Genomic DNA, 22,232 nt, shown 5'->3' on the forward strand with positions numbered 1-22,232 from the left:
GACATGGCAGAACAGCATCAGGCACAGGAGCAGCACGAGCAGACTGCAGAGGAGCTGCATGAGCTGAAGCGCATCCGCCGCGAAAAGCTGGCGGAGCTGCAGGCCGCGGACGCGGACCCGTATCAGCAGGTGCGCTTTGAACGCGACCATCATACCAATGAGATCCACGCGCGTTTCGAGGAGCTGGAGGGCAAAACCGTGCGCCTTGCCGGCCGCATGATGAGCAAGCGCATCATGGGCAAGGCATCGTTCTCCGACCTGTCCGACCGGTATGGCCGCCTGCAGCTCTACATCAAGCGGGATAACGTGGGCGATGAGGTCTACAAGGGCTATAAAAAGTTCGATATCGGCGATATCATCGGCGTGGAGGGCGAGGTGTTCCGCACCCAGAAGGGCGAGATTTCGGTTGCTGTGCATGAGCTGACGCTGCTCTCCAAAAACTTGGCGCCGCTGCCTGAAAAGTGGCACGGCCTCAAGGATACCGATATGCGCTACCGCCAGCGCTATGTTGACCTGATCGTCAATCCGGAGGTGCGTGATACCTTTGAAAAGCGCTCGGCTATTGTGCGCGAGATCCGCAATTTTATGGACTCCCGCGGCTTTATGGAGGTCGAGACGCCCTGCCTGAACACCATCCCGGGCGGTGCGGCGGCGCGTCCGTTCATCACGCACCATAATGCGCTCGATATCGATATGTATATGCGCATCGCGACGGAGTTGCACCTCAAGCGCCTGATTGTGGGCGGCTTTGAGCAGGTATACGAGATCGGCCGCATCTTCCGCAACGAGGGGATGGACACCAAGCACAATCCGGAGTTCACCACCATCGAACTGTATCAGGCGTTTACCGATTACCACGGAATGATGGACATTACCGAGGATATGGTTGTCCATGTGTGCGAAAAGGTGCTGGGTACGACCAAGGTCACTTATCAGGGGACGGAGATCGATTTCGCTAAAGGCTGGAAACGCATGACCATGGCCGACGCGGTCAAGGAATACGCCGGCTTGGACTTTATGGCGATGGACGCGGAAGAAGCCCTTGCCGCGGTCAAGGCTAAGGGCGTGGAGACAGAAAAGGGCAAGGAAAGCTGGGGCGACCTGCTTGCGCTGTGCTACGACGAATTTGTCGAAGCCAACCTCACCCAGCCGACCTTTATTATGGATTACCCAGTCGAGGTTTCGCCGCTGGCCAAGAGGAAGGCCGCCGACCCGCGCCTGACCGAGCGCTTCGAGTGCTTTGTCGTCGGCAGGGAGCTGTGCAACGCGTTCTCCGAGCTGAACGACCCGATCGACCAGCGCGAGCGCTTCGAGCGCCAGGCCGCGCTGCGCGCCGCGGGCGACGACGAGGCCAATATGATGGATGATGATTTCGTCAATGCTTTGGAATACGGCATGCCTCCGACGGGCGGCATGGGCATGGGCATCGACCGCTTGGTTATGCTGCTCACCGACTCCGCTTCCATCCGCGACGTGCTTCTGTTCCCGACGATGAAGCCCATCGGCATGGAGTAAAAAAACGCTTTGCAAAGCCTGGACGGAACCGTTCAGGCTTTCGGTATATTGGTATCTAAAGGGGATTCGGGAATGAACCGCCTGCATTTGCATAACCGCCGTATGCGCCGCATGCGACCGACAACGGTCATGGCGCTGGGCTTTCTCGCCATTATCCTGACGGGGGCCGTGCTGCTCGCCCTGCCGGTCTCGGCACGCAGCGGGGAGGCCACGCCGTTTTTGGACGCGCTGTTCACGGCCACCTCCGCCACCTGCGTGACCGGCCTGATACGGGTCGGCACAGCGACGCATTGGTCCAGCTTTGGTCAGGCGGTCATCCTGCTGCTGATCCAGATCGGCGGCCTGGGATTTATGACGCTGGCCTCCATCGCGTCGTTTCTGACGCACCGCACCATTACGCTGCGCGAGCGCATGGTGATGAGCGCGGGCCTGAACCTGACGGACAACGCAGGCATCGTCCGGCTGACGCGGCGCGTGCTGTACGGGACCTTTGCGTTTGAGGCGGCGGGCGCTGTCATTCTGTCCTGCCGCTTTATTCCCCAGTTCGGCTTTTTTAAAGGGCTTTCGATGGGCGTTTTCCATTCGGTGTCCGCGTTCTGCAACGCTGGCTTTGACCTGCTGGGAACGCCGGACGCGCCGTTTTTATCGCTGGTCGATTATGTGGGGGATCCGCTGGTCAACCTGACGATTATGGCGCTGATCGTGATCGGCGGCCTGGGTTTTTTTGTCTGGGGCGATATCTGGGATAAGCGCAGCTTCCGGCATTTCCGCCTGCATACCAAGCTGGTGCTGGTGACAACGGCGGCGCTGCTGCTGCTGGGCTTCGGGCTGACGCTGCTGTTTGAATGGAACAACCCGCGGACGCTGGGCGCGCTTTCCGGACCGGAAAAGGTGCTCGCCGCGGCGTTCCAATCGGTCACGCTGCGCACGGCGGGGTATAATACGATCGACCAGGCCGCGCTCGGCGGGCCGGCACAGGCGGTTTCCTGCCTGCTCATGCTGATCGGCGGTTCGCCGGGCTCCACAGCGGGCGGCATTAAGACGGTCGCAGCGGCAGTGCTGCTGCTTTCCGCAGCTTCCGCGCTGCGCGGGCGGATCACGGTGTCGGCGTTCGGGCGCACGATTACACCGCGTAGCATTATGAACGCGGTCACCATGTTGATTGTCGGCGTGGTAGTCAGTCTGAGCGGCGCCTGTGCGATCGCCTATATCGAAGACGCGCCGCTGCATCAGTGCTTGTTTGAAGCGGTGTCCGCGTTTGGTACGGTCGGCCTGACCATGGGGCTGACGCCGTCGCTGCACACGCCCTCCTGCCTGATTTTGATTGTGCTGATGTATTTGGGACGCGTAGGTGTGCTTACGCTCGGTGTGAGTGTGCTGATGCGGCACAGGGAGCCGCCCAAGCTGCAGTATCCGGAGGGCAATGTGATGGTGGGATAAAGCCAGGGCTTTATGGAATTGACGCCGCGCAGTGCGCGGTGGGAAGATAACGATGGATAAGGGGCTTTGTGATGAAATCTTTTTTGGTAATTGGGCTTGGCCGCTTTGGCGCGTCGGTCGCGCAGGAATTGTCAGCACTCGGGCAGGAGGTGCTTGCACTCGATATTGACGCGGAAAACGTCCAGTATATTTCGGATCAGGTCACGCAGGCCATACAGGGTGATGCACAGGACGAAGCGGTGTTGCGCTCGGTGGGAGCGCGCAATTTTGACTGCTGCGTGGTCGCCGTGGGCGCGGATATGGAAGCCAGCATTCTGATCACGGTGATGCTCAAGGAACTGGGTGCGCAGTATATCGTCGCCAAGGCGATAGCGCCTATCCATGCGCGCGTACTTGAGCGCGTCGGCGCGGACCGCGTGGTGCTGCCCGAGATCGAAATGGGGCAGAGGCTGGCGCAGCGCCTCGCGCGCACCAATGTTGTGGACTATATCGGCGTCTCGGATGATTTCTCCATTTTGGAGATACACACCCCCAAAAGCTGGATCGGGCATTCGCTCGGCGAGTTGAATGTGCGGGCGCGGTATCTGATTAACGTGCTGGCGATCCGGCACGGCGAGGGTGGCAGTGTGAACGTATCGCCTGCGGCCGATCAGATCATAGGGCCGGACGATGTCCTGATCGTGATTGGAACGAATGACAATGTCAACAAGGTGGTGGAAATGAATTGACCGTGATTCAGAGCCGCCAGAACGCCGCGCTCCGCCATCTGGCGCGGCTGGGACGGGAAAAGAAGTACCGCAGGAGCACGGGGGAAATGCTGTGCGAAGGAGAGAAAATGCTTCGGGAAGCACTGGCCTCCGGCACGCGGGTGAAAACCCTTCTGGCGCGGGAGGGCTGGCAGGACGCCCTGCTTGACCATGCGGCGGAACAGGGGGCCGTGCTGTACTGCGCGGCGGACGCCCTGTTCGGGCTGGCAAGCGATGTGGAAACGCCGCAGAACGTGGTGTTTTCATGCCGCCAACCGCAGTGGGAGGCGCGCGACCTACAGGGGAAGCGGCAGGTGCTGCTGCTGGACGGGCTGCAGGACCCGGGCAACCTTGGCACGATCTTACGAACCGCCGAAGCGTTCGCGCTCGGCGCCGTCGTGTTGTGCGAGGGCTGTGCCGATCCCTTTTCCCCCAAGGTCGTGCGCTCGACGATGGGCGCGGTGTTCCGCCTGCCGTGCGTGCAGCTGCCGCTCGCGGATGCGGTGGAGCAGCTGAGGGAAGCGGGGCTTGCAGTCTATGCGACTGCGCTGCATGCGGACAGCATGCCGCTGGACACCGTGCCGCTGGAACGGGCGGCGGTCATCATCGGCAGCGAGGGCAGGGGCGTTTCGCAGAGCGCGCTTAACCTGTCCGACAAACGGGTGATTATTCCGATGGCGGGCCGCGCCGAGTCGCTCAATGCGGGCGTGGCGGCGGCTATCGTGATTTATGAAATGACAAAATGAGGAGGCGTGCAGTATGCCGTCACGTCTGAGTTATGTATGGCTTTCCTTGCGGCGAGGACTGGGTTCGCGCGCAGCTGCGGAAGCCCTGCGTGCGTTCGGGTCGCCGGACGCGCTGTATGCCGCGGATCGGAAAATGCTGGCAACCGCGCCCTGCGGGCTGTGCAAGGCGCAGGTCGACGCATTATGCGATAAGGACACCGCGGAAGCGGAACGGATCATCGGGGAATGCGCGGAACGGGGGATCCAGATTATCACGGCCGGCGACAGCGCCTATCCTGACCGGCTGCGCGCGATCGCGGACCCGCCCATGGTGCTGTATGTGCGTGGCAGATGGCCGGATTTTGACGTTACGCCCGGCATCGCCGTGGTCGGCACGCGGGAAGCGACCGCGTATGGCTTGCAGACTGCGGAAAGCATCGGCACGGCGCTGGCGCGCGCGGGATTTATCACGGTCAGTGGGATGGCGCTGGGAAACGATGGAGCGGCGCACCGCGGCGCGCTCCGCGCAGGCGGGCTGACGGTCGCTGTGTTGGCGGGCGGCGTGGATGTGTGTTACCCGCCCCGACACAGGGGGCTGATGGGGGATATCCTGTTGTCCGGCGCGGTCGTCAGCGAATATCCGCCCGGCACCGAGCCGAAAGGCGCGCATTACCATGACCGCAACCGCATCATCAGCGGCCTTTCGGTCGCGTCGGTGATCGTGGAGGCGGCGGATTACCGCTCGGGCGCACTGATTACGGCACGGCACGCGCTCGATCAGGGGCGCGACGTATACGCGGTACCCGGCGCTTTGGACGCGCCGCAGTCCAAGGCGTGTAATGAGCTGATCGAGAAAGGCGAAGCCGCATTGCTGCGCAGCCCGCAGGCGCTGGTCCGCGCCTATAACGGACTGCTGCGCGTACCTCCGGCGGCACGCCGTGCCGAGCAGACGCCCCGGCGGCAGGCCGACATGCGTCCAGCGGCGCCAGGGCGGGAGGCTGGATCGGGCGGCAATAAACAGGAGCCGCCGGCAAAGACCGGTCAGAAGCAGGCGCCGACAGCCCTGCCGGAAACGCTGCGCGGCGAAGAGCGCCGCATCGCGGAGCTGGTGCAGCAGGGTGTATCAACGCCGGAGGAGCTGATCGAACGCTGCGGCCTGCCTGCGCCGCGCGTGATGGCGCTGGTCACCATGCTGGAGGTGGACGGCGTTCTGCGCCGCGAAAAGGGCAGGCTGGTAATGGGCGGCAGGTGAAAGCCGCCGTATTGCCCAAGGATCGCATCAAACGCGCCGTCAGGCGCGCAGAAATAGCCGCCTTGCGAGCGGCCTTGGAAAACCGGATGCCGGCCGGCTTTCCAAAACCATGCTTTGGAGGTTTTTATGTCAAAATTAGTCATCGTGGAGTCCCCAGCCAAGGCCAAGACCATTGGCAAATACCTCGGTTCGGATTATGTGGTCAAGGCGTCGATGGGGCATCTGCGCGATTTGCCGAAAAAGAAAATGAGTGTCGATTTTGAGCACGATTTCAAGCCGGAATATGTGCCGATCGAGGGAAAGGATAAAATTATCAAGGAAATCCGCAGTGAGATCCGCAAAAGCGATTTCGTGTACCTTGCGACTGACCCGGACCGCGAGGGCGAGGCGATTTCCTGGCATATCAAGGAGCTGTTCAAGCTTAAGGAGAAGGATTCCAAGCGCGTGACCTTCAATGAGATCACCAAGCCTGCGGTCAAGTATGGGATCGAGCATCCGCGCGATATCGACATCGACCTGGTCAACGCCCAGCAGGCACGCCGCATCCTGGATCGCATCGTGGGCTACGAGCTGTCGCCCTTCCTGTGGCGCAAGGTCAAGCGCGGCCTGTCCGCAGGGCGCGTGCAGAGCGTGGCCACCCGTCTGGTGGTAGACCGCGAGAATGAGATCCGCGCGTTCGTACCCGAGGAATACTGGACTATCGAGGCGCTGCTGCAGACCGCGGACGGCGGCCGCTTCACCGCGCGTTACTACGGCGACCAGACCGGCAAGGCCGAGCTGAAAAACGAGTCCGAAGCGCAGGCGGTCGTGGACGCGGTATCCGGCAAGCCCTTTACTGTGAGCGAGATCAAGCGCGGCAAGAAAAAGCGTACGCCCGCGCCGCCGTTCATCACTTCCACCTTACAGCAGGAGGCCAGCCGCAAGCTCAACATGACCCCGCGCCGCACCATGAGCATCGCACAGGAACTGTACGAGGGTATCGAACTGGGCGAGTTCGGACTGACCGGTTTGATCACTTATATGCGTACTGACTCGCTGCGCTTAGCCGACGAGGCCACCGCTGCCGCCGCCGGCTTTATCCGCGGCCGCTATGGGGACGAGTACTACCCCGGCAAGCCGCGCGTGTTCAAGACCAAGGGGAACGCGCAGGATGCGCACGAAGCCATCCGCCCGTCCGACGTCAAGCTCCTGCCGGACGAGATTCGCCAGTACCTCTCGCCCGACCAGTATAAGCTGTACAAGCTCATCTGGTCGCGTTTTGTCGCTTGCCAGATGGCGGACGCGATTTTGGACACGGTTTCAGCGGATATTGTGTGCGAGGGTCAGGTGTTCCGCGCCTCCGGCCACACGGTAGCCTTCCCCGGCTTTACCGCGGTTTACGAAGAGGGCACGGACGACGAGAAGAAGGGCGAGGCGGGCAAGCCCCTGCCGCGCTTTGCGGAGGGCGATACCCTCTCGGTCGAAAAACTCGACCCGTCGCAGCACTTCACCCAGCCGCCCGCACGCTATACCGAGGCCTCGCTCATCCGTGCGATGGAGGAGCGAGGCATCGGCCGCCCGTCCACCTATGCGCCGACTATCTCCACCATCCTCGACCGCGACTATGTGACCAAGGAGAACAAGGCGCTGCGCCCTACGCCGCTCGGCGAGGGCGTAACCGGCCTGTTGGTGGACGAGTTCAAGTCGGTCGCGGATTATGAGTTTACCGCCAATATGGAGGAGCAGCTCGACGAAGTAGAGGCGGGAAAGCTCAACTATATCCAGCTCCTGCACAATTTCTATGACGACTTTGAAAAGGCGCTGGGGCAGGCCGAGATCGATCTGGAGGGCCAACGCATCAAGATCAAGGACGAGGTCACGGATGTGATCTGCGAAAAGTGCGGCCGCAATATGGTTATCAAGTCCGGCCGTTTCGGCAAGTTCCTGGCCTGCCCGGGCTTCCCAGAGTGTACCAATACCAAGCCCATCACCGAGGACACCGGCGCGGCCTGCCCGGTGTGCGGGGCCAAGGTGGTCAAAAAGAAATCCGCGCGCGGCTATGTGTATTACAGTTGCGAAAAATATCCGGAGTGCCAGTTCATGACCTGGGATAAGCCGCTGGGAAGCAAATGCCCGAACTGCGACTCCTCGCTGTTCCGCCACACCGACCGCGACTCCAAGGAGGTCACGGACGTGTGTCTGCGCGAGGGCTGCGGTTATACCGAGCTGGTTAAGGAGGGCCTGCCGCCCGAGGAGGCGGAAAAGAACCGCCAGCGCCGCGAAGCGCGCGCCGCGAAAGCAGCCGAACGCGCGGCGGCCAAGGCAGCGGCGGAAGCCGCGGGCGAGGGCGGAGAGACATCGAAAAAAGCCGCGCCAGCCCAAAAGCCCGCCGCGGCGAAAAAGCCTGCGGCAAAAAAGCAGGTGCCGTGGATGACCAAGACCACGAACCGCTTCAAAAAGCTGAAGGACGAGGATGTGCAGGCGCTGACCAAGGCCCAGCAGGCGCAGTACGCCAAGGCACTGGAGAAATACGAGGCAGAAAAAGCCGCAGAGAAAGCGGCAAAGGCAAAGGCCCGTAAGTCTATCAAGGCAAAGGAGGCCGCCGGTGAGTGAGTTTGTAACGGTGATCGGCGCGGGGCTGGCGGGTTGCGAAGCGGCCTGGCAGCTTGCGCAGCGCGGCGTTAACGTGCGCCTGCATGAGATGAAGCCAGAAAAACGCTCGGAGGCGCATCACGCGGACGATTTCGCCGAGCTGGTTTGCTCGAATTCGCTGCGGTCAGACGAACTGACCAACGCCGCAGGCCTGCTCAAGGAGGAGCTGCGGCGGCTGGACAGCCTGATCCTCGCCTGCGCGGACGCGCACCGCGTGGAAGCGGGCGGCGCGCTCGCAGTTGACCGCGAGGCGTTCGCCCGCGCGGTGACCGGGAAGATCAAGTCCCATCCGAACATTGCGATTATATCCGGCGAAGTGACCGAGATACCGGAGGGCAGAGTAATCGTTGCCTCCGGCCCGCTGACCTCGGACGCGCTGTTTGAGGCCATCCACCGCAAGGTGGGCGGGGACTTCCTGCACTTTTTCGACGCGGCCGCGCCCATTGTGACCGCGGAGAGCATCGACATGGATTCCGCTTACGCGGCCTCGCGCTACGGCAAGGGTACGGCGGACTATATCAACTGCCCGCTGAACCGCGAGGAGTACGACGCGTTCTGGAACGCACTGACCACGGCCGAGGAAGCGCCGGTTCACGGGTTTGAGGATTCCAAGGTGTTCGAGGGCTGTATGCCCATCGAGGTCAACGCCCGCCGCGGGTATGATACGCTGCGCTTCGGCATCCTGAAGCCCATCGGCCTGCCCGACCCCAGGACGGGCAGGGATCCGTATGCGGTGCTTCAGCTTCGGCGCGACAACGCGCAGGGTACGCTGTACAACCTGGTCGGCTGCCAGACCCACCTCAAATGGGGCGAGCAAAAGCGCGTGTTCTCCATGATCCCAGCGCTCCAAAACGCCGAATTCATGCGCTACGGCGTGATGCACCGCAACACGTTCCTGGATTCGCCGCGCCTGCTGGACGCGACCTACGCGCTGAGGGCAGATCCGCGCATCCGCTTTGCCGGGCAGATGACCGGCGTGGAGGGCTATATCGAGTCCACTGCCTCGGGATGGGCGGCGGGGGTGGCCGCCGCATGCGAAACACAGGGCAGGCCCATGCCTGCGCTGGACCGGCAGACTGCGGTCGGTGCGCTGGCATGCTACATCTCGGATCATACGGTAACAAAATTCCAGCCCATGAACATCAATTTCGGCATCATTGAGCCGCTGGGTTATAAAATCAAGGGCAAGCGGGAAAAAAACCTGAAGATTTCCGAGCGGGCGCTTGCAAAAATCGACAGTCTGAAAGGGGAGCTTTGACATGAAAATCATCGTGGATGCAATGGGCGGCGACAACGCGCCGGAGTCCGCCGTTTGGGGCGGCGCGCTGGCTGCGCGGGAATATGGCGAGGAAGTGCTGCTGGTCGGCCGGTCGGAAACGGTCGAGGCGGTCCTGAAGGAGAAGGGGCTGCAGGATACGCAGGGCGTGACTATCATGCCTGCCTCCGACTTGGTGGATATGCACGACGATCCGGCGACTGTGCTGCGCAAAAAGCCGGATTCCTCGATGGCGGTGGCGTTCAAGCTGCTCAAAGCGGGTGAGGGCGACGCGCTTGTTTCCGCGGGCAACACGGGAGCCCTGCTCACGGGCGCGACCCTGTTCGGCGGCCGGATCAAGGGCATCCGGCGCGGCGCGCTCGCGCCCGTCATGCCCTGCAAGGGAGGCCAGGTCATGCTGTGCGACGCGGGCGCGAACACCGAATGCACGGCTGAGATGCTGCTGCAGTTCGCGTTTCTCGGCTCGCTGTATGCGGAGAAGATAGGTGGGGTCAACCGCCCGCGCGTCGGCCTAGTGAACAACGGCACGGAGGACACCAAGGGCGATCCGCTGCGCAAGGAGGCGTACACCCTGCTCAAAAAGGCGGGCGACGAGGGCCGGCTCAACTTTGTCGGTAACGTGGAGGGAAGCATGGTGCCGCTCGGCGCGTGCGACGTGGCGGTGTGCGACGGGTATTCGGGCAACGTGATGCTTAAGACCATCGAGGGCGTGGCCAAGTTTATGGCGGGCGAGATCAAAACCGTGTTCATGCGCAATTTGGCGACCAAGCTGGGCTATTTGGCCTGTAAAAAGGGTATGGACGATTTCCGCGAGCTGTTCAATCAGGACAAGGTCGGCGGCGCGCCGTTCCTGGGGATCGCCAAGCCGGTTATCAAGGCGCACGGCTCCTCCAATGAGATCGCGGTGATGAACGCCGTTCGGCAGGCGATCGCCTATACAAAATCGGGTATGATCGACGCGGTTTCGGAAAACATAGCATATATGACCGTCGAATGAGCGGCTGTACGCTGCCCGCCGGCTTGCCGGCCGGAGGGGACGGTTTGGAAAGCGAGGTGAAAGAAATTGGAGCTGAATTATAAGTTTAAGGATGTAACGCTGTTCCAAACAGCGATGACACATACCTCCTATGCGAACGAGCATAGGGGCAGTCATCTCCACCATAACGAGCGGCTGGAGTTTCTTGGCGATTCCGTACTGGGCTTCGTTACAGCGGACTACCTGTTCACGCATTATCCGGATCTGCCGGAGGGTGAACTGACCAAGCTGCGCGCGGCGGTCGTATGCGAGGGCGCCTTGTGCGAGATCGCGAGGGAACTCGGTATTCCGGAACAGATCAGGCTGGGTCATGGGGAAGAAACGGGCGGCGGCCGCGGGCGGCCGTCCATTCTGGCGGATGCGACCGAGGCGCTGCTGGGCGCCATTTTCCTGGATGGCGGTATCGAGCCCGCGCGCGCGTTCGTGCTGCGCTTTATCCCGAAAAAGGTGGAGCTCGCGCTGGCAGGTGGCGCGTTCAAGGATTATAAGACCATCCTGCAGGAGATCGTGCAGAAGAACAAGCAGGAAACGCTGGAATACCGCTTGGCCGGTCAGTCCGGACCGGATCACGATAAGCGCTTTACGATGGAACTGCTGCTCAATTCCAATGTGTTCGCGTCCGGCACTGGACGGAGCAAAAAGGAGGCCGAGCAGATGGCGGCTAAAAAAGCCCTGGAAATGATGGGGGAAGCGTGACGGCCGCCGATGCAAGGGAATAGAGAATAAAAGCGCTCCGATTACTCGGGGCGCTTTTGCGGTTTTATTCCGGCTTTTTTCTCGTTCCGCTGATCAGACGGGTCACGGCCGCTATTACCGCCGCGAGCGCGCGGAGGTCCTGTTCGGCGGTTCCAGCCCGGGGTTTTTCTGCGCTGCTGTCTTTCATGGGGCATCTCCTTGCACAGAGGCAATTCAAAGAAAAATAGATAACATAAAAAGATATCTTATAGCATATTCTAACATAAAGGCATCTGTTTTACAATAACAAAAAAGAGGTGCTGAAAAATAATGCAGAAACAGCAGTTGATCGACATGGGCCACCGCCTGCGCCAGCGCAGGACCGAGCTGGGGCTGACGAGGGAGAAAATGGCGGAGTTGGCGGATATTGGGATGGGCTATTACGGCCAACTTGAGGTTGGCACGTCGCAAATGTCACTGGATACGCTGATTAAGCTGTCGCGCGCCATGCACCTGCCGATGGAGTACATCGTGCTGGGTGAGGGCGAGCCGCGTGGGGATGCGTCGGCGGTGCAGGATATGCTTGACCGCTGCTCCGCGCGCGAGCTTAGGCTGGCGGAAGAGGTGCTCAAGCTTTTTTTAATGAAACAAAACTGATCTCGGAAAGGGCAGATGCCTTGTTCCGAGATCAGTTTTTTGCTTGGACAGAATGGGGTTAAAACCAGCGCGCGCCTTCCTGCCGGAAGCGAGGCGCAGGGCCGTTCGCATATGGGTCATAGGTGTGTATATTGCAGCCAAACTCCTTGAGCGAAGCGATTTTGCCGTCCGCGGTCCAGCGGATGAGCGAAAAACCGTCGAATTCTTCCACCCGTCCGTCCAGCATCTGGTTTTTGAAGCGCCATTCGACTGCGGTATGGTTTTCCGCATGGAAAAACCGGAGGATATCCCAGACCAGCACCCGACCCCGCGTGTTCCATTCCTCGAACCAGTGCTTGACCTGTGCCGCGCTGTGATACTCCGGCCCCCAGCTTTCAGTGTATATGCAGTCCGGCGCAAAAATAGACGTAATGCCGCGATCTTCTGCCTGCAGCCACATATCAAACCACAGGCGGACCGTTTGCTCTCTTTCATTCATGTGCTTCGCCTCCTGCCTACCAGCATAGCATGGTGGAACGCGTCTGTCCAGTGTGGGCGATTTATGGCCAAGCTGTAAATTATCGCGCTGCGCATTGAAAAAAAAGCCGCGCGGTGGTAAAATAATACCATATATATCTTTGAGGTGCTACATGGTTCTGAAGAGCCTGGTTTTACAGGGCTTTAAGTCTTTTCCGGACAAAACCGAGATCAATTTTCTCGGCGGCGTAACGGCGATCGTCGGACCGAACGGTTCGGGGAAATCAAATATTTCGGATGCGATCCGCTGGGTGCTGGGCGAGCAGTCCTCACGTTCCCTGCGCGGCGCCAAGATGGAGGACGTTATTTTCGGCGGAACGGCTAGGCGCGGACCGGTCGGCTTTGCCGAGGTTTCGCTCATTCTGGATAATTCCGAGGGCGTGTTCCGGTCAGAATTCACCGAGATCATGGTCACCCGACGCTACTACCGTTCGGGGGAAAGCGAATATTTTCTGAACAAAAAGCACTGCCGCCTGCGCGATATCCATGAGTTGTTTATGGATACCGGACTGGGACGGGATGGTTATTCCATCATCGGGCAGGGCCGCATCGATGAGATCCTGTCGCTCAAGAGCGAGGATCGGCGCGAGATATTTGAGGAAGCTGCGGGCATCACAAAATTTCGCTATCGCAAGGAGGAGGCCGAGCGCAAGCTCTCCGCTACGGAGGATAACCTGACCCGTATCCGCGACCTGTACGACGAATTGGAGCGCCAGGTCGGACCGCTGGAAAAACAGGCGGAAAAGGCAAGGCAGTATTTACTGCTGCGTGACGAGCTGCGTGTGCTGGAGATTTCGCTCTGGCTGCTGTCGCTCGACCGCATCAAGGGGGATACCGCAAAGCTTGCGCAGGACGCAGAGGCTTGCGCTGCGCAGCTTGCGGAGGAAAAAAAGAACAGGAAGCACTTTACACACGGTCAGAACGGCTTTCTGAGGAAATGCGCGGCATCGATCGCGCTTCCGACCGCCTGCGCCAGCAGCTCCGCGAGGCGGAGCAGCGCGCCGCCGAGCAGGCGAGCCGCGCGGCGGTGCTCAAAGCGAACATCCAGAACAATCGGGATAACATCGACCGCGCCGAGCGGGAGAGCGCCCAGCGTGCCGAGCAGGCCGCAGGGCTTGGCGCGCAGCTTGCCGAACGGCGCGCGCGTATCGAGCTGCTGGATGCCCAGCGGGAGGGTCTGGCCGCGCGTCTGGATGATTTGAAGCGGCAGGGAGACGAGCAGGCCGCCCAGCGGGAGCAGGCTGAACGCGCGCTGCACCGCGCGGAACAGGAGCGTGCGGCGCGGCAGGACGTGTTGCATGCGCTGGAGATCGACCGCACGGCGGCGGAAACTGGTCTAGCCGGCATGGACGGACGGCGCGGGACGATCGTGTCCGACATTGAAGCTGCGGGCAGGCGTCTGGAAGCGGAACAGGACGCGCATAACGAGCTGGAAGAGCGCATGCGTGGCTGCCTGGATACCCTTGCGGGGGCGAAAAATAAGGTGCAGGGCGTGGCGCTGAAAGCGGAAAGCCGCCGCAGAAAGGTGGAGGCCCTGCGGGAAACGCTGGAAAAGGCGGCGGCGGCGTTGACCGAGACGCAGGGCCGCGTGAAGATGCTGTCCGATATGCAGCGCGATTACGAAGGTTTTTCGCGCTCCGTCAAGGCGATCATGCAGCAGGTGGAGCGCGGCGCGATGCGCGGAGTGCATGGGCCGGTTTCCGCGCTGCTTTCGGCGGAGGAACAGTTCGTCACCGCGATCGATACGGCGCTTGGCGCGTCCGCGTCCTCCATTGTGGTGGATACGGCATCGGATGGCAAGCGGTGCATCGAATATCTGAAGCGAACGGACGGCGGGCGCGCAACCTTTCTGCCGCTTGACACGATCCGACCAAATTTGTTGCGGGAAAGCGGCTTGGAGGCGCAGAAAGGCTGCTTTGGAACCGCTGATCGTTTGGTTGTTTTTGATGAGTGCTATGCAGCCATTGCACAAAACCTGCTTGCGCGCACGGTGGTGTGCGAAAATATGGATACTGCTTTGGCGCTCGCCAGGACGTATGGCCACCGCTTCCGTATCGTGACACTGGACGGCCAGGTGATCCAGGCCGGCGGCGCGATGACGGGCGGCTCGGCCTCCCGCGGTACGGGCGCGCTTGCGCGCGCGAGCAGGCTGCGCGCCGCGCAGGAGCAGGCAAAGGCACTCGAAAAACAGAAGCAGGAGGCGGAACGCGCATTCCATGCGGCAAAGGAAGAACTGGCGGCGCTGGATTACGACCTGAAGGCGATCGAGGCGGAGCGCGCCCGCGCCGCGCAGGAGGAAGCGGGGCTGCGCGCGTCGGTTTCCCAGCACGGGGCGTTGCTGGAAAGCCTGCAGACACAGTACGACGGGCTGGTGCTCGAACGGGATAACCTTGCCGCGGCAAGGCAGCGATATCAGGAAACGATTGCTCAATGTGGACAGAAGCAGGACGAGGCGCGGCAGGCGCTCGCGGACGCGGAGGAGGCGGTGGAGCAATGCCACGCCGCACAGGAAGCGCTGGACACGCAGGCGGCCAGCCATACGGCGCAGGCCGCGTCGGTGCAGACCGAGTTGGCGGAGAACCGCTCGGAGGCCGCAAGCGAAGCGCGCGCGCTGGCTGACTTGGAGCGGCTTAAGGCAGGGTTGGACGCAGGGGTTTCGGGCTCCGCGGAAACCATCGCCGGCTTTGAGGAGGAAATCGCCCGCCTGACCGAAGCGCTGTCCCGCGCGCAGGACGCGGAAGAGGAGAACCGTGCGGCGGCCACACAGCTGAACGGGCAGATCGCCGCGCAGATGCAGCAGCGCGAACGGGTCGAGGGCGAACGCGCGCAGGTCGACCGCGAGGCGCAGGGGAAAAATGAAGAAATACTGGGCCTTGAGCGGGAATCCGCGCGGTTGGAGAACCGTTCGGTGCAGCTGAAAAACGAGGAAGCGCAGATTTTGGATAAAATGTGGGAAAGCTATGAGCTGACGCCTACGCCCGCGCGGGAGGCTGCGCGCCCGCTGGAGGACGTACCCGCGGCGAAAGAGCAGGTGCAGTCCCTGCGGGGTAGGATGCGCGCGCTCGGCAATGTCAATCTGGACGCGGTGGAGGAATACCGGCAGGCGCTTGAGCGGTATACTTTTATGGGCGGGCAAAAGGACGACCTGGAAAAAGCGCAGAAAGAGCTTTACAAGGTCATTGAACAACTGACCGTCAATATGAAAGAAATTTTCGCTTCGGAATTCGCCAAGCTCAACGCTTATTTCGGGCAGACGTTCCGCGAGATATTCGGCGGCGGCCATGCGGAACTGCAGCTTGCGGATACCTCGGATATCCTGAACTGCGGGATCGATATCCGGGTTTCCCCGCCGGGCAAGGCGGTCAAGACGCTGACGCTGCTTTCGGGCGGCGAAAAAGCGTTCGTTGCGATCGCGCTGTATTTCGCGATCCTCAAGCTGCGCCCCACTCCGTTCTGCGTGCTGGACGAGATCGAGGCCGCTCTGGACGATGTGAACGTCGCGCGGTTCGCGCAGTATATCCGTCGACTGGCCGGCGCGACGCAGTTCATCGTGATTACGCACCGCCGAGGCACCATGGAAGAGGCTGATATGCTGTACGGCGTCACCATGCAGGAGCAGGGGGTTTCCAAGATGCTGATGCTCAACCTGGCGGAGGCGGAAAAGCATTTGGGCAAGACGCTGCAATGAGAGGGGATGGAGAACGTGCTGTATGATCTTTTGTGTGATCTTTATTCAATTTTTCGTGAAATAGGGGCATTTCTATGGTTGGTGTGGCCGTTTATGTTCGTGTTCGGGCTGGGCAGCATCGTCTGGTACGCGCATCCTCAGCCGGAGGAAAGCGAGGCGGACAGCGAACGGCGGCGCAGCCGGTTTATTGCGGCAGAGATCGCGGCGGGCTTTGCGCTGCTGATGATGTTCTGTGTAGTGGAAAGTAACATTTAGGAGCTGAAGCAATGGGATTATTCGATAAAATCAAAAAAGGGCTGCAGAAGACGAGCGATGCGGTCAGCCGCTCGCTCGACGCGGTGTTCGCGGGGTTTGTCACGATAGATGACGACCTGCTGGAAGAACTGGAGGAAGCGCTCATCCTGTCCGACGTAGGCGCGGCAAACGCCGCCAAAATCGTGATGGAGGTAGAAAGGCGTGCGCAGAGGCAGAACGTCACCTCCGCGCTTGAACTGCGCTATGTCCTCAAGGACACGCTGCTCGATATGATGCTGGATAATCAGCCGCTGGACGTTTCAGGCAAGCCTGCGGTTGTGCTGGTGATCGGCGTCAACGGCGTGGGCAAGACCACGTCGATCGGCAAGCTGGCCGCCCGCTATGTGGGCGAGGGCAAAAAGGTCATGCTGGCCGCCGCGGATACGTTCCGCGCTGCCGCCGCCGACCAGCTTGAGATTTGGGCGAAGCGCGCGGGCGCGGACATCGTGCGCCACGGCGAGGGCGCGGATCCGGCCGCGGTCGTATTCGATTCGATCTCTGCGGCCAAGGCGCGCGGCAGCGATGTAATCATCATCGACACTGCGGGACGCCTGCACAACAAGGCTAACCTGATGAATGAGCTGGCCAAGATCGACCGTGTGATTGCGCGCGAGCTGCCGGACGCTTCGCGCGAAACACTGCTCGTGCTGGACGCGACTACCGGACAGAACGCCGTACATCAGGCGGAGGAATTCAATAAGGTTGCAGCGCTTACCGGCATTGTACTGACCAAGCTGGACGGGACGGCGAAGGGTGGCATCGTTATCGCGATCTCGGCCGGACTCGGCGTGCCGGTCAAGCTGGTCGGCGTGGGCGAAGGCTTGGACGATCTGGTCGATTTCGACCGTTCCGCATTTTTGGAGGCGGTCCTGCCGCCGCTTGAAGGAGGGATTTCCTGATGCAGAGACCGGACGGAAGAACAGCCGGCGCGCTGCGGCCGGTAAAGCTCATCACGGATTTCACCATGTACGCCGAAGGCTCGGTGCTGGTCGAGATGGGCAACACCCGCGTGATCTGCACCGCCTCGGTGGAGGATAAGGTGCCGCCGTTTCTGGAGGGCAAGGGCCTCGGCTGGGTAACGGCCGAATACGCCATGCTGCCGCGCGCAACCAACACGCGCAAGAAGCGCGATATCAAAAGCCTGAAGCTGGACGGGCGCTCAAGCGAGATCCAGCGGCTGATCGGCCGCTCGCTGCGCGCGGTGGTCGACCGCGAAGCGCTGGGCGAGCGCCAGATCACGATCGACTGCGACGTGATCCAGGCGGACGGCGGCACGCGCTGCGCGTCCATCACGGGCGGATTTGTGGCGCTGTGGCTGGCCTGTAAGCGCCTGCTGGACGAGGGCGTGATCGATAAGATGCCGCTTACCGCGCAGGTCGCGGCGGTTTCGGTCGGCATTTTTGAGGATGAGGCCGTGCTGGACCTGAATTACGCGGAGGACAGCCACGCAATCGTGGACTGCAACGTCGTGATGACCTCGAAAGGCGAGTTTATCGAGGTGCAGGGTACGGGCGAGGGGCGCCCGTTCACGGACAGGGAGCTGAAAAAGCTGCTCGGTCTTGGAAAACGCGGCTGCGCGCGCCTGTGCCGGACGCAGAGCAAGGTCATGGGGGAGAGCCTGTGATGAAATTCGTGCTTGCATCCCACAACAAAAAGAAAATAGCGGAAATGGCGGCGATTCTGGGGGAGCTGGGCGTCGAGGTCGTCCCGCTGCCCGAGGATGCGCCCGAGCCGGCGGAGGATGGCGCCACGTTTGAGGAAAACGCGCGCATCAAGGCGGTGAGCGCGGCGGGCTTCACTGGTCTGCCTGCCATCGCGGACGACTCCGGCCTTTGCGTGGACGCGCTGGGCGGCGCGCCGGGCATCTACTCCGCGCGCTACTGCGAGGGGGCCGATCGGGCGCGCAACGACCTGCTGCTGCGCAATATGGAGGATCAGGATGACCGCTCCTGCCGTTTCGTGTGCGCGATCGCGTGCATCCTGCCGGATGGGGAAACGCTGACCGTGCGCGGCGAGTGCGAGGGGGAGCTGCTCCGTGAAAGCCATGGCGCGGGCGGATTTGGATATGACCCGCTGTTCTATGTGCCGGCCTGCGGCTGCACGTTCGGCGAACTGCCGCCGGAAACCAAAAATGAGATATCCCACCGCGGCCGCGCTCTGAGAAAGTTGAAAGAGGCGCTGCAAGGCCGCCTTTAACCGATCAAGACAGGAGAATCATCTATGCTGACTACCAAACAGCGCGCACAGCTGCGCGCGCTTGCCAATCCGCTTGCCGATACGTTAATCATCGGTAAGGAGGGTGTGACCGATGCGGTCGAGCGCCAGCTCGACCAACTGCTCGAAGCGCACGAGCTGGTCAAGGGTAAGGTGCTGGAAAGCGCCATGCTCACCCCGCGCACGGTGTCCGAAGCGCTGTGCGAGGCGGCCGGCGCCGAACCGGTGCAGTGCATCGGCTCGAAATTTATCCTCTACCGCCAGGCGCGGGACAAGGATAAGCGGAAGATCGTGTTGGTCAAATGAGAACGGGCATACTCGGCGGGACGTTCAACCCGCCGCACCTGGGGCATCTGCACGCCGCGCGCCTTGCCAGGGAAGCGCTGGGGCTGGATAAGGTGCTGTTCATCCCGACCAATATCCCGCCGCACAAAGCGCTGCCGGAGGACACCGCGACCGTGGCCGACCGCTGTGAAATGGTGCGCCTGCTGCTGGCGGATACCCCTTGGGCACGGTTGGACACGCTGGAGGTGGCGCGCGGAGGCGCGAGCTATACGGTCGATACGCTGCGCGCGCTGCATGCGCGGGGCGAGCGTGCGCTTTACTTGATTGTCGGCACGGATATGCTGCTGTCGTTCGACCGGATCTGGCGCGCGCCGGAGGAGATCGTACGCCTGTCCACGCTTGCCGTGTGCGCGCGGGACGGGGACGACTGGGACGCGCTGGCCGACAAGGCGGCGCGCCTGCGCCAAACCATGAACGCCAAAATCGAGATGGTCCGAGGGGAAAGCCTGACCATCTCTTCGACCGAACTGCGGCAGGGCGGCGCGCTGCGCCGCTATACCCCGCCCGCAGTCGCGGATTATATCGAGCGAAATCACCTGTATGGGTATTGACAAGATAGAAAAATCGATATAAAAAAGAAAGGCGGGTAAAAGTTATGTTGTGTAACGACGAAATGCGGAAGGGGATCCTGTCGAGGCTGCACGGATACCGGTATGAGCATACGCTCGGCTGCGAGCGGGCGGCCAGGCTGCTGGCGGAGCGCTTCGGCGGGGACGTGGAAAAAGCGGGTTTCGCAGCCATACTGCATGACATAACAAAACATCTTTCTCCGCAAGAACAGTTGAATTTATGTGCGAAATACGGTATAATACCCTGTAACGTCGAAAAAAGCGAGCCGAAAATGCTGCACGGGAAAACCGCTGCGGCGATCGCGCGCGTGGAATACGGCGCGCCGGAGGATGTGTGCGAGGCCATCGCCTGCCACACCACCGGAAAACACGGCATGACGCTGCTGGATAAAATTCTTTATCTGGCGGATTACATTGAGGAAACCCGCGATTTTCCCGGGGTCGAAAAAGCAAGGGAGCTTGCCAGGCTCAGCCTGGACCGCGCGCTGCTTTACTGCTACGACCAAACGCTGACCGAGCTGATCGCGCGGGGCAAGCTGATCCACAGCGATACCATCGGCGCCTACAACGATATGATCTACCATGGTATCCGCTGGCGGGAGTGACAGGAGTAAACTGGAGGCAGGAATCGTTTGAAACTTTTTGGAGGAAGCGGCGGCCACAGCGGTAAACCCAGCCGCGCGAAAAAGAAAAAGACGGCGCAGTATGCGGCGCCTATCGCGGACGAAAAGCCGCAGGCCGCCAAAACCGCGCCCAAACCGACGGGCAAAAAAGGCGGCAGGACAAAAAAGCCGCTCACCAAAGGGCAGAAGCGGAAGCGGGTCATCGTCACGGTGGCGGTGGTGCTTGCGCTGCTGGCCAGCGTGGCCGCGGCCGCAGCGATCCTTGTCCGTCCGCCGAAGGGCAATGACCCTACGATCAAGGACAAGGAGAACGGCGATAAGATCGACGTCAACAGCCTGCTCAATTCGGGCACGCGCATTGACGATGTGGTCACTTTTGTGGTCGGCGCGGTGGACGAGGACGAAACACGGACCGACGCGCTCATGGTCGTCACCATGGATACCAATAAAAAGACAATTAACGTCATGAATATCCCGCGCGACACCATGTGCAACAACAGTGCCACAGGCGCGAGCCGCAAGATCAACGCGGCCTATGCCATCGGCGGCATCGAGCAGACCAAGAAAGAGATCGAACGGCTGCTGGGCTTCCGGCCGGACTATTATGTGATCGTCAACTTTGACGGCATCGCGGCTATTGTGGACGCGATCGGCGGCGTTGAGTATGAGGTGCCGTTCCGCATGGAGTACGACGACCCCTCGCAAGACCTCCACATTGACCTGTATGCGGGCAACCAGACGCTGAACGGTGATCAGGTCGTGCAGTTCCTGCGCTGGCGCCATAATAACGACTACTCCGTACAATACCCCAACGGCGACGAGGGCCGTGTGGAAAACCAGCAGAAATTCCTCAAGGAGCTGGCCAACCAGGTCTTCCAGCTGAAAAATATCACCAAGATTCCGAGTATCGCGGATGCGGTGTTCCAGAACGTCAAAACTGACCTGACCGCGGGCAACCTGCTCTGGATGGGCATGCAGGCGCTCAAGATCAAAAACGACAGCATCCAGTTCTTCACCCTGCCCGGCTATGGGCAGATGAGTACGGCGGGAAGCTCGACCGCGTATTCGTTCTTTTTCCCGTATTATCAGGAGACGCTCGATCTGGTCAACCAGTATTTCAACCCATATGAAGAGGATATCACGGCGCTCGACATGGTAAGCGGTCCGGAAAGCTATTCGGGCGGCGGCTATGACGATACGGATCCGTATGAAAATTACGTCTGGGGCGACACCGCCTCCAGCGATGAGCCAAGCGACGATGCCTCCGGCGGCGATGTGTCGGCCGATCCTGAGGTCGGCGGCACGGAGGGAGACAACAGCGACGCCGGCGGCGGCACGACCACGGGACCGGATACCGGCGGCACAACGACTGACCCGAACACTGGCGGCTCCGGTGACGGAAGCGGCGGCACAACCACTGATCCGAACGGCGGTACCGGCGACGGTACGACGACTAGCCCGAGCGGCGGTGCAAGCGGCGGCGGTACGACCGACCCGGGCGGCTCCTCCGGCGGGGGAGAATCCTCGGGCGGCGAAACGACGCCTCTGCCAGGCGATCCTGAGGCATAATTTATTGAGAAAAAGGAGTTTGCAAATTGACTGCACAACAGACGGTAAAGGCGATCTGCGAAGCCCTGATCGAGAAAAAAGGGCAGGATATCCAGGTGCTCCAGGTCGAGCGCCTGACCGAGCTGACCGAGTACTTTGTCATTTGCTCGGCAAGCTCTACCACACAGGTCAAGGCCTTGGCGGACAACGTGGAGTGGCACCTGAAATACGACCACGAGACCCTGGCCCACCATACGGAAGGCTATGAATCCGCGCAGTGGATGCTGCTGGATTACGGCTGCGTGGTCCTGCATGTGTTTATGCCGGAGGCGCGCAAGTTCTATAATCTGGAGAACCTGTGGAAGGACGGAACGCCGGTGCCGCTGGGCGACCTTGGCGTGGAAGAAAAGTAAAAACGGGATGCGGCGGGTGAAGAACGGTGTCCGCCGCGTTGCCGCGTCTAAAATAAACCATTCACTTTA

At 61.1% G+C, this 22,232-nt stretch carries 21 protein-coding genes and 1 pseudogene; 20 read left to right on the forward strand and 2 right to left on the reverse strand.

All coding sequences use genetic code 11. The features are described from left to right. Positions 1 to 3 precede the first annotated feature (3 nt). The 9 genes from lysS (at position 4) to rnc (ending at position 11,317) form a co-directional block, all read left to right on the forward strand. On the forward strand, positions 4 to 1,515 hold the full coding sequence (lysS, locus tag RX717_RS05795; RefSeq protein WP_107630719.1) for a lysine--tRNA ligase: 1,512 nt from the start codon (positions 4 to 6) through the stop codon (positions 1,513 to 1,515). A 72-nt stretch (positions 1,516 to 1,587) separates the two neighbouring features. Next, positions 1,588 to 2,955 carry a TrkH family potassium uptake protein gene (locus RX717_RS05800; RefSeq protein ID WP_242977808.1) on the forward strand — a complete coding sequence of 456 codons (1,368 nt, stop codon included), beginning with the start codon at positions 1,588 to 1,590 and terminating at the stop codon, positions 2,953 to 2,955. Positions 2,956 to 3,026: 71 nt separating this feature from the next. Beyond that, positions 3,027 to 3,683 (forward strand): potassium channel family protein, encoded by a 657-nt coding sequence (locus tag RX717_RS05805; protein WP_107630718.1) that lies wholly within the window; start codon positions 3,027 to 3,029, stop codon positions 3,681 to 3,683. Between the two features lie 2 nt (positions 3,684 to 3,685). Then, positions 3,686 to 4,447, forward strand: coding sequence for a TrmH family RNA methyltransferase (locus RX717_RS05810; protein WP_054326111.1), 762 nt, complete (start codon positions 3,686 to 3,688; stop codon positions 4,445 to 4,447). A 13-nt stretch (positions 4,448 to 4,460) separates the two neighbouring features. Beyond that, the gene (gene dprA / locus RX717_RS05815; RefSeq protein ID WP_107630716.1) at positions 4,461 to 5,678 is read left to right on the forward strand and encodes a DNA-processing protein DprA; all 1,218 of its coding nucleotides are present in this window, start codon (positions 4,461 to 4,463) and stop codon (positions 5,676 to 5,678) included. Positions 5,679 to 5,804: 126 nt separating this feature from the next. Further along, positions 5,805 to 8,270 carry a type I DNA topoisomerase gene (topA, locus tag RX717_RS05820; RefSeq protein WP_082396709.1) on the forward strand — a complete coding sequence of 822 codons (2,466 nt, stop codon included), beginning with the start codon at positions 5,805 to 5,807 and terminating at the stop codon, positions 8,268 to 8,270. Further along, the gene (gene trmFO / locus RX717_RS05825; protein ID WP_107630715.1) at positions 8,263 to 9,567 is read left to right on the forward strand and encodes a methylenetetrahydrofolate--tRNA-(uracil(54)-C(5))-methyltransferase (FADH(2)-oxidizing) TrmFO; all 1,305 of its coding nucleotides are present in this window, start codon (positions 8,263 to 8,265) and stop codon (positions 9,565 to 9,567) included. The genes topA and trmFO overlap by 8 nt, the downstream gene beginning before the upstream one ends. A 1-nt stretch (position 9,568) precedes the next feature. Beyond that, on the forward strand, positions 9,569 to 10,582 hold the full coding sequence (gene plsX / locus RX717_RS05830; RefSeq protein ID WP_054326114.1) for a phosphate acyltransferase PlsX: 1,014 nt from the start codon (positions 9,569 to 9,571) through the stop codon (positions 10,580 to 10,582). A 114-nt stretch (positions 10,583 to 10,696) separates the two neighbouring features. Beyond that, entirely contained in the window at positions 10,697 to 11,317 is a 621-nt protein-coding gene (rnc, locus tag RX717_RS05835) for a ribonuclease III (RefSeq protein WP_082396800.1), read from the forward strand. Positions 11,318 to 11,381: 64 nt separating this feature from the next. Here the strand turns inward: rnc and RX717_RS05840 are convergent, their stop codons facing one another. Continuing rightward, entirely contained in the window at positions 11,382 to 11,504 is a 123-nt protein-coding gene (locus RX717_RS05840; protein WP_262563880.1) for a hypothetical protein, read from the reverse strand. A gap of 122 nt (positions 11,505 to 11,626) precedes the next feature. Here RX717_RS05840 and RX717_RS05845 point away from each other — a divergent pair, with 122 nt between their 5' ends. Then, complete coding sequence (locus tag RX717_RS05845) at positions 11,627 to 11,953, forward strand: helix-turn-helix domain-containing protein (protein WP_054326116.1); 327 nt, start codon at positions 11,627 to 11,629, stop codon at positions 11,951 to 11,953. A gap of 58 nt (positions 11,954 to 12,011) precedes the next feature. Here the strand turns inward: RX717_RS05845 and RX717_RS05850 are convergent, their stop codons facing one another. After that, positions 12,012 to 12,431 carry a nuclear transport factor 2 family protein gene (locus RX717_RS05850; RefSeq protein WP_054326117.1) on the reverse strand — a complete coding sequence of 140 codons (420 nt, stop codon included), beginning with the start codon at positions 12,429 to 12,431 and terminating at the stop codon, positions 12,012 to 12,014. Positions 12,432 to 12,582: 151 nt separating this feature from the next. Between RX717_RS05850 and smc the strand changes: the two are divergent. The 10 genes and pseudogenes from smc to rsfS all read left to right on the forward strand — a co-directional run bounded on the left by smc (position 12,583) and on the right by rsfS (position 22,163). Further along, positions 12,583 to 16,157, forward strand: a pseudogene (smc, locus tag RX717_RS05860) (chromosome segregation protein SMC). A 78-nt stretch (positions 16,158 to 16,235) separates the two neighbouring features. Then, entirely contained in the window at positions 16,236 to 16,412 is a 177-nt protein-coding gene (locus RX717_RS05865; protein ID WP_153802369.1) for a hypothetical protein, read from the forward strand. 11 nt (positions 16,413 to 16,423) lie between these two features. After that, positions 16,424 to 17,350, forward strand: coding sequence for a signal recognition particle-docking protein FtsY (gene ftsY / locus RX717_RS05870; RefSeq protein WP_054326121.1), 927 nt, complete (start codon positions 16,424 to 16,426; stop codon positions 17,348 to 17,350). Then, positions 17,350 to 18,075: a ribonuclease PH gene (rph, locus tag RX717_RS05875; RefSeq protein WP_054326122.1), complete on the forward strand. Its 726-nt coding sequence runs from the start codon at positions 17,350 to 17,352 to the stop codon at positions 18,073 to 18,075. Before ftsY ends, rph begins: the two co-directional genes overlap by 1 nt. Further along, positions 18,075 to 18,647, forward strand: coding sequence for an RdgB/HAM1 family non-canonical purine NTP pyrophosphatase (rdgB, locus tag RX717_RS05880; protein ID WP_107630713.1), 573 nt, complete (start codon positions 18,075 to 18,077; stop codon positions 18,645 to 18,647). The genes rph and rdgB overlap by 1 nt, the downstream gene beginning before the upstream one ends. 24 nt (positions 18,648 to 18,671) lie before the next feature. Continuing rightward, positions 18,672 to 18,971: a YhbY family RNA-binding protein gene (locus RX717_RS05885; RefSeq protein ID WP_054326123.1), complete on the forward strand. Its 300-nt coding sequence runs from the start codon at positions 18,672 to 18,674 to the stop codon at positions 18,969 to 18,971. Beyond that, positions 18,968 to 19,561: a nicotinate (nicotinamide) nucleotide adenylyltransferase gene (gene nadD, locus RX717_RS05890; protein ID WP_107630712.1), complete on the forward strand. Its 594-nt coding sequence runs from the start codon at positions 18,968 to 18,970 to the stop codon at positions 19,559 to 19,561. The genes RX717_RS05885 and nadD overlap by 4 nt, the downstream gene beginning before the upstream one ends. A gap of 44 nt (positions 19,562 to 19,605) precedes the next feature. Continuing rightward, positions 19,606 to 20,184: a bis(5'-nucleosyl)-tetraphosphatase (symmetrical) YqeK gene (gene yqeK, locus RX717_RS05895; protein WP_054326125.1), complete on the forward strand. Its 579-nt coding sequence runs from the start codon at positions 19,606 to 19,608 to the stop codon at positions 20,182 to 20,184. A 27-nt stretch (positions 20,185 to 20,211) separates the two neighbouring features. Further along, the gene (locus tag RX717_RS05900) at positions 20,212 to 21,771 is read left to right on the forward strand and encodes an LCP family protein (protein WP_316960616.1); all 1,560 of its coding nucleotides are present in this window, start codon (positions 20,212 to 20,214) and stop codon (positions 21,769 to 21,771) included. 26 nt (positions 21,772 to 21,797) lie between these two features. Then, positions 21,798 to 22,163, forward strand: coding sequence for a ribosome silencing factor (gene rsfS / locus RX717_RS05905; protein ID WP_107630710.1), 366 nt, complete (start codon positions 21,798 to 21,800; stop codon positions 22,161 to 22,163). The last annotated feature ends 69 nt before the right edge of the window (positions 22,164 to 22,232 follow it).

Source organism: Intestinibacillus sp. NTUH-41-i26, from assembly GCF_032769475.1.
Lineage (GTDB): Bacteria > Bacillota > Clostridia > Oscillospirales > Butyricicoccaceae > Agathobaculum > Agathobaculum ammoniilyticum.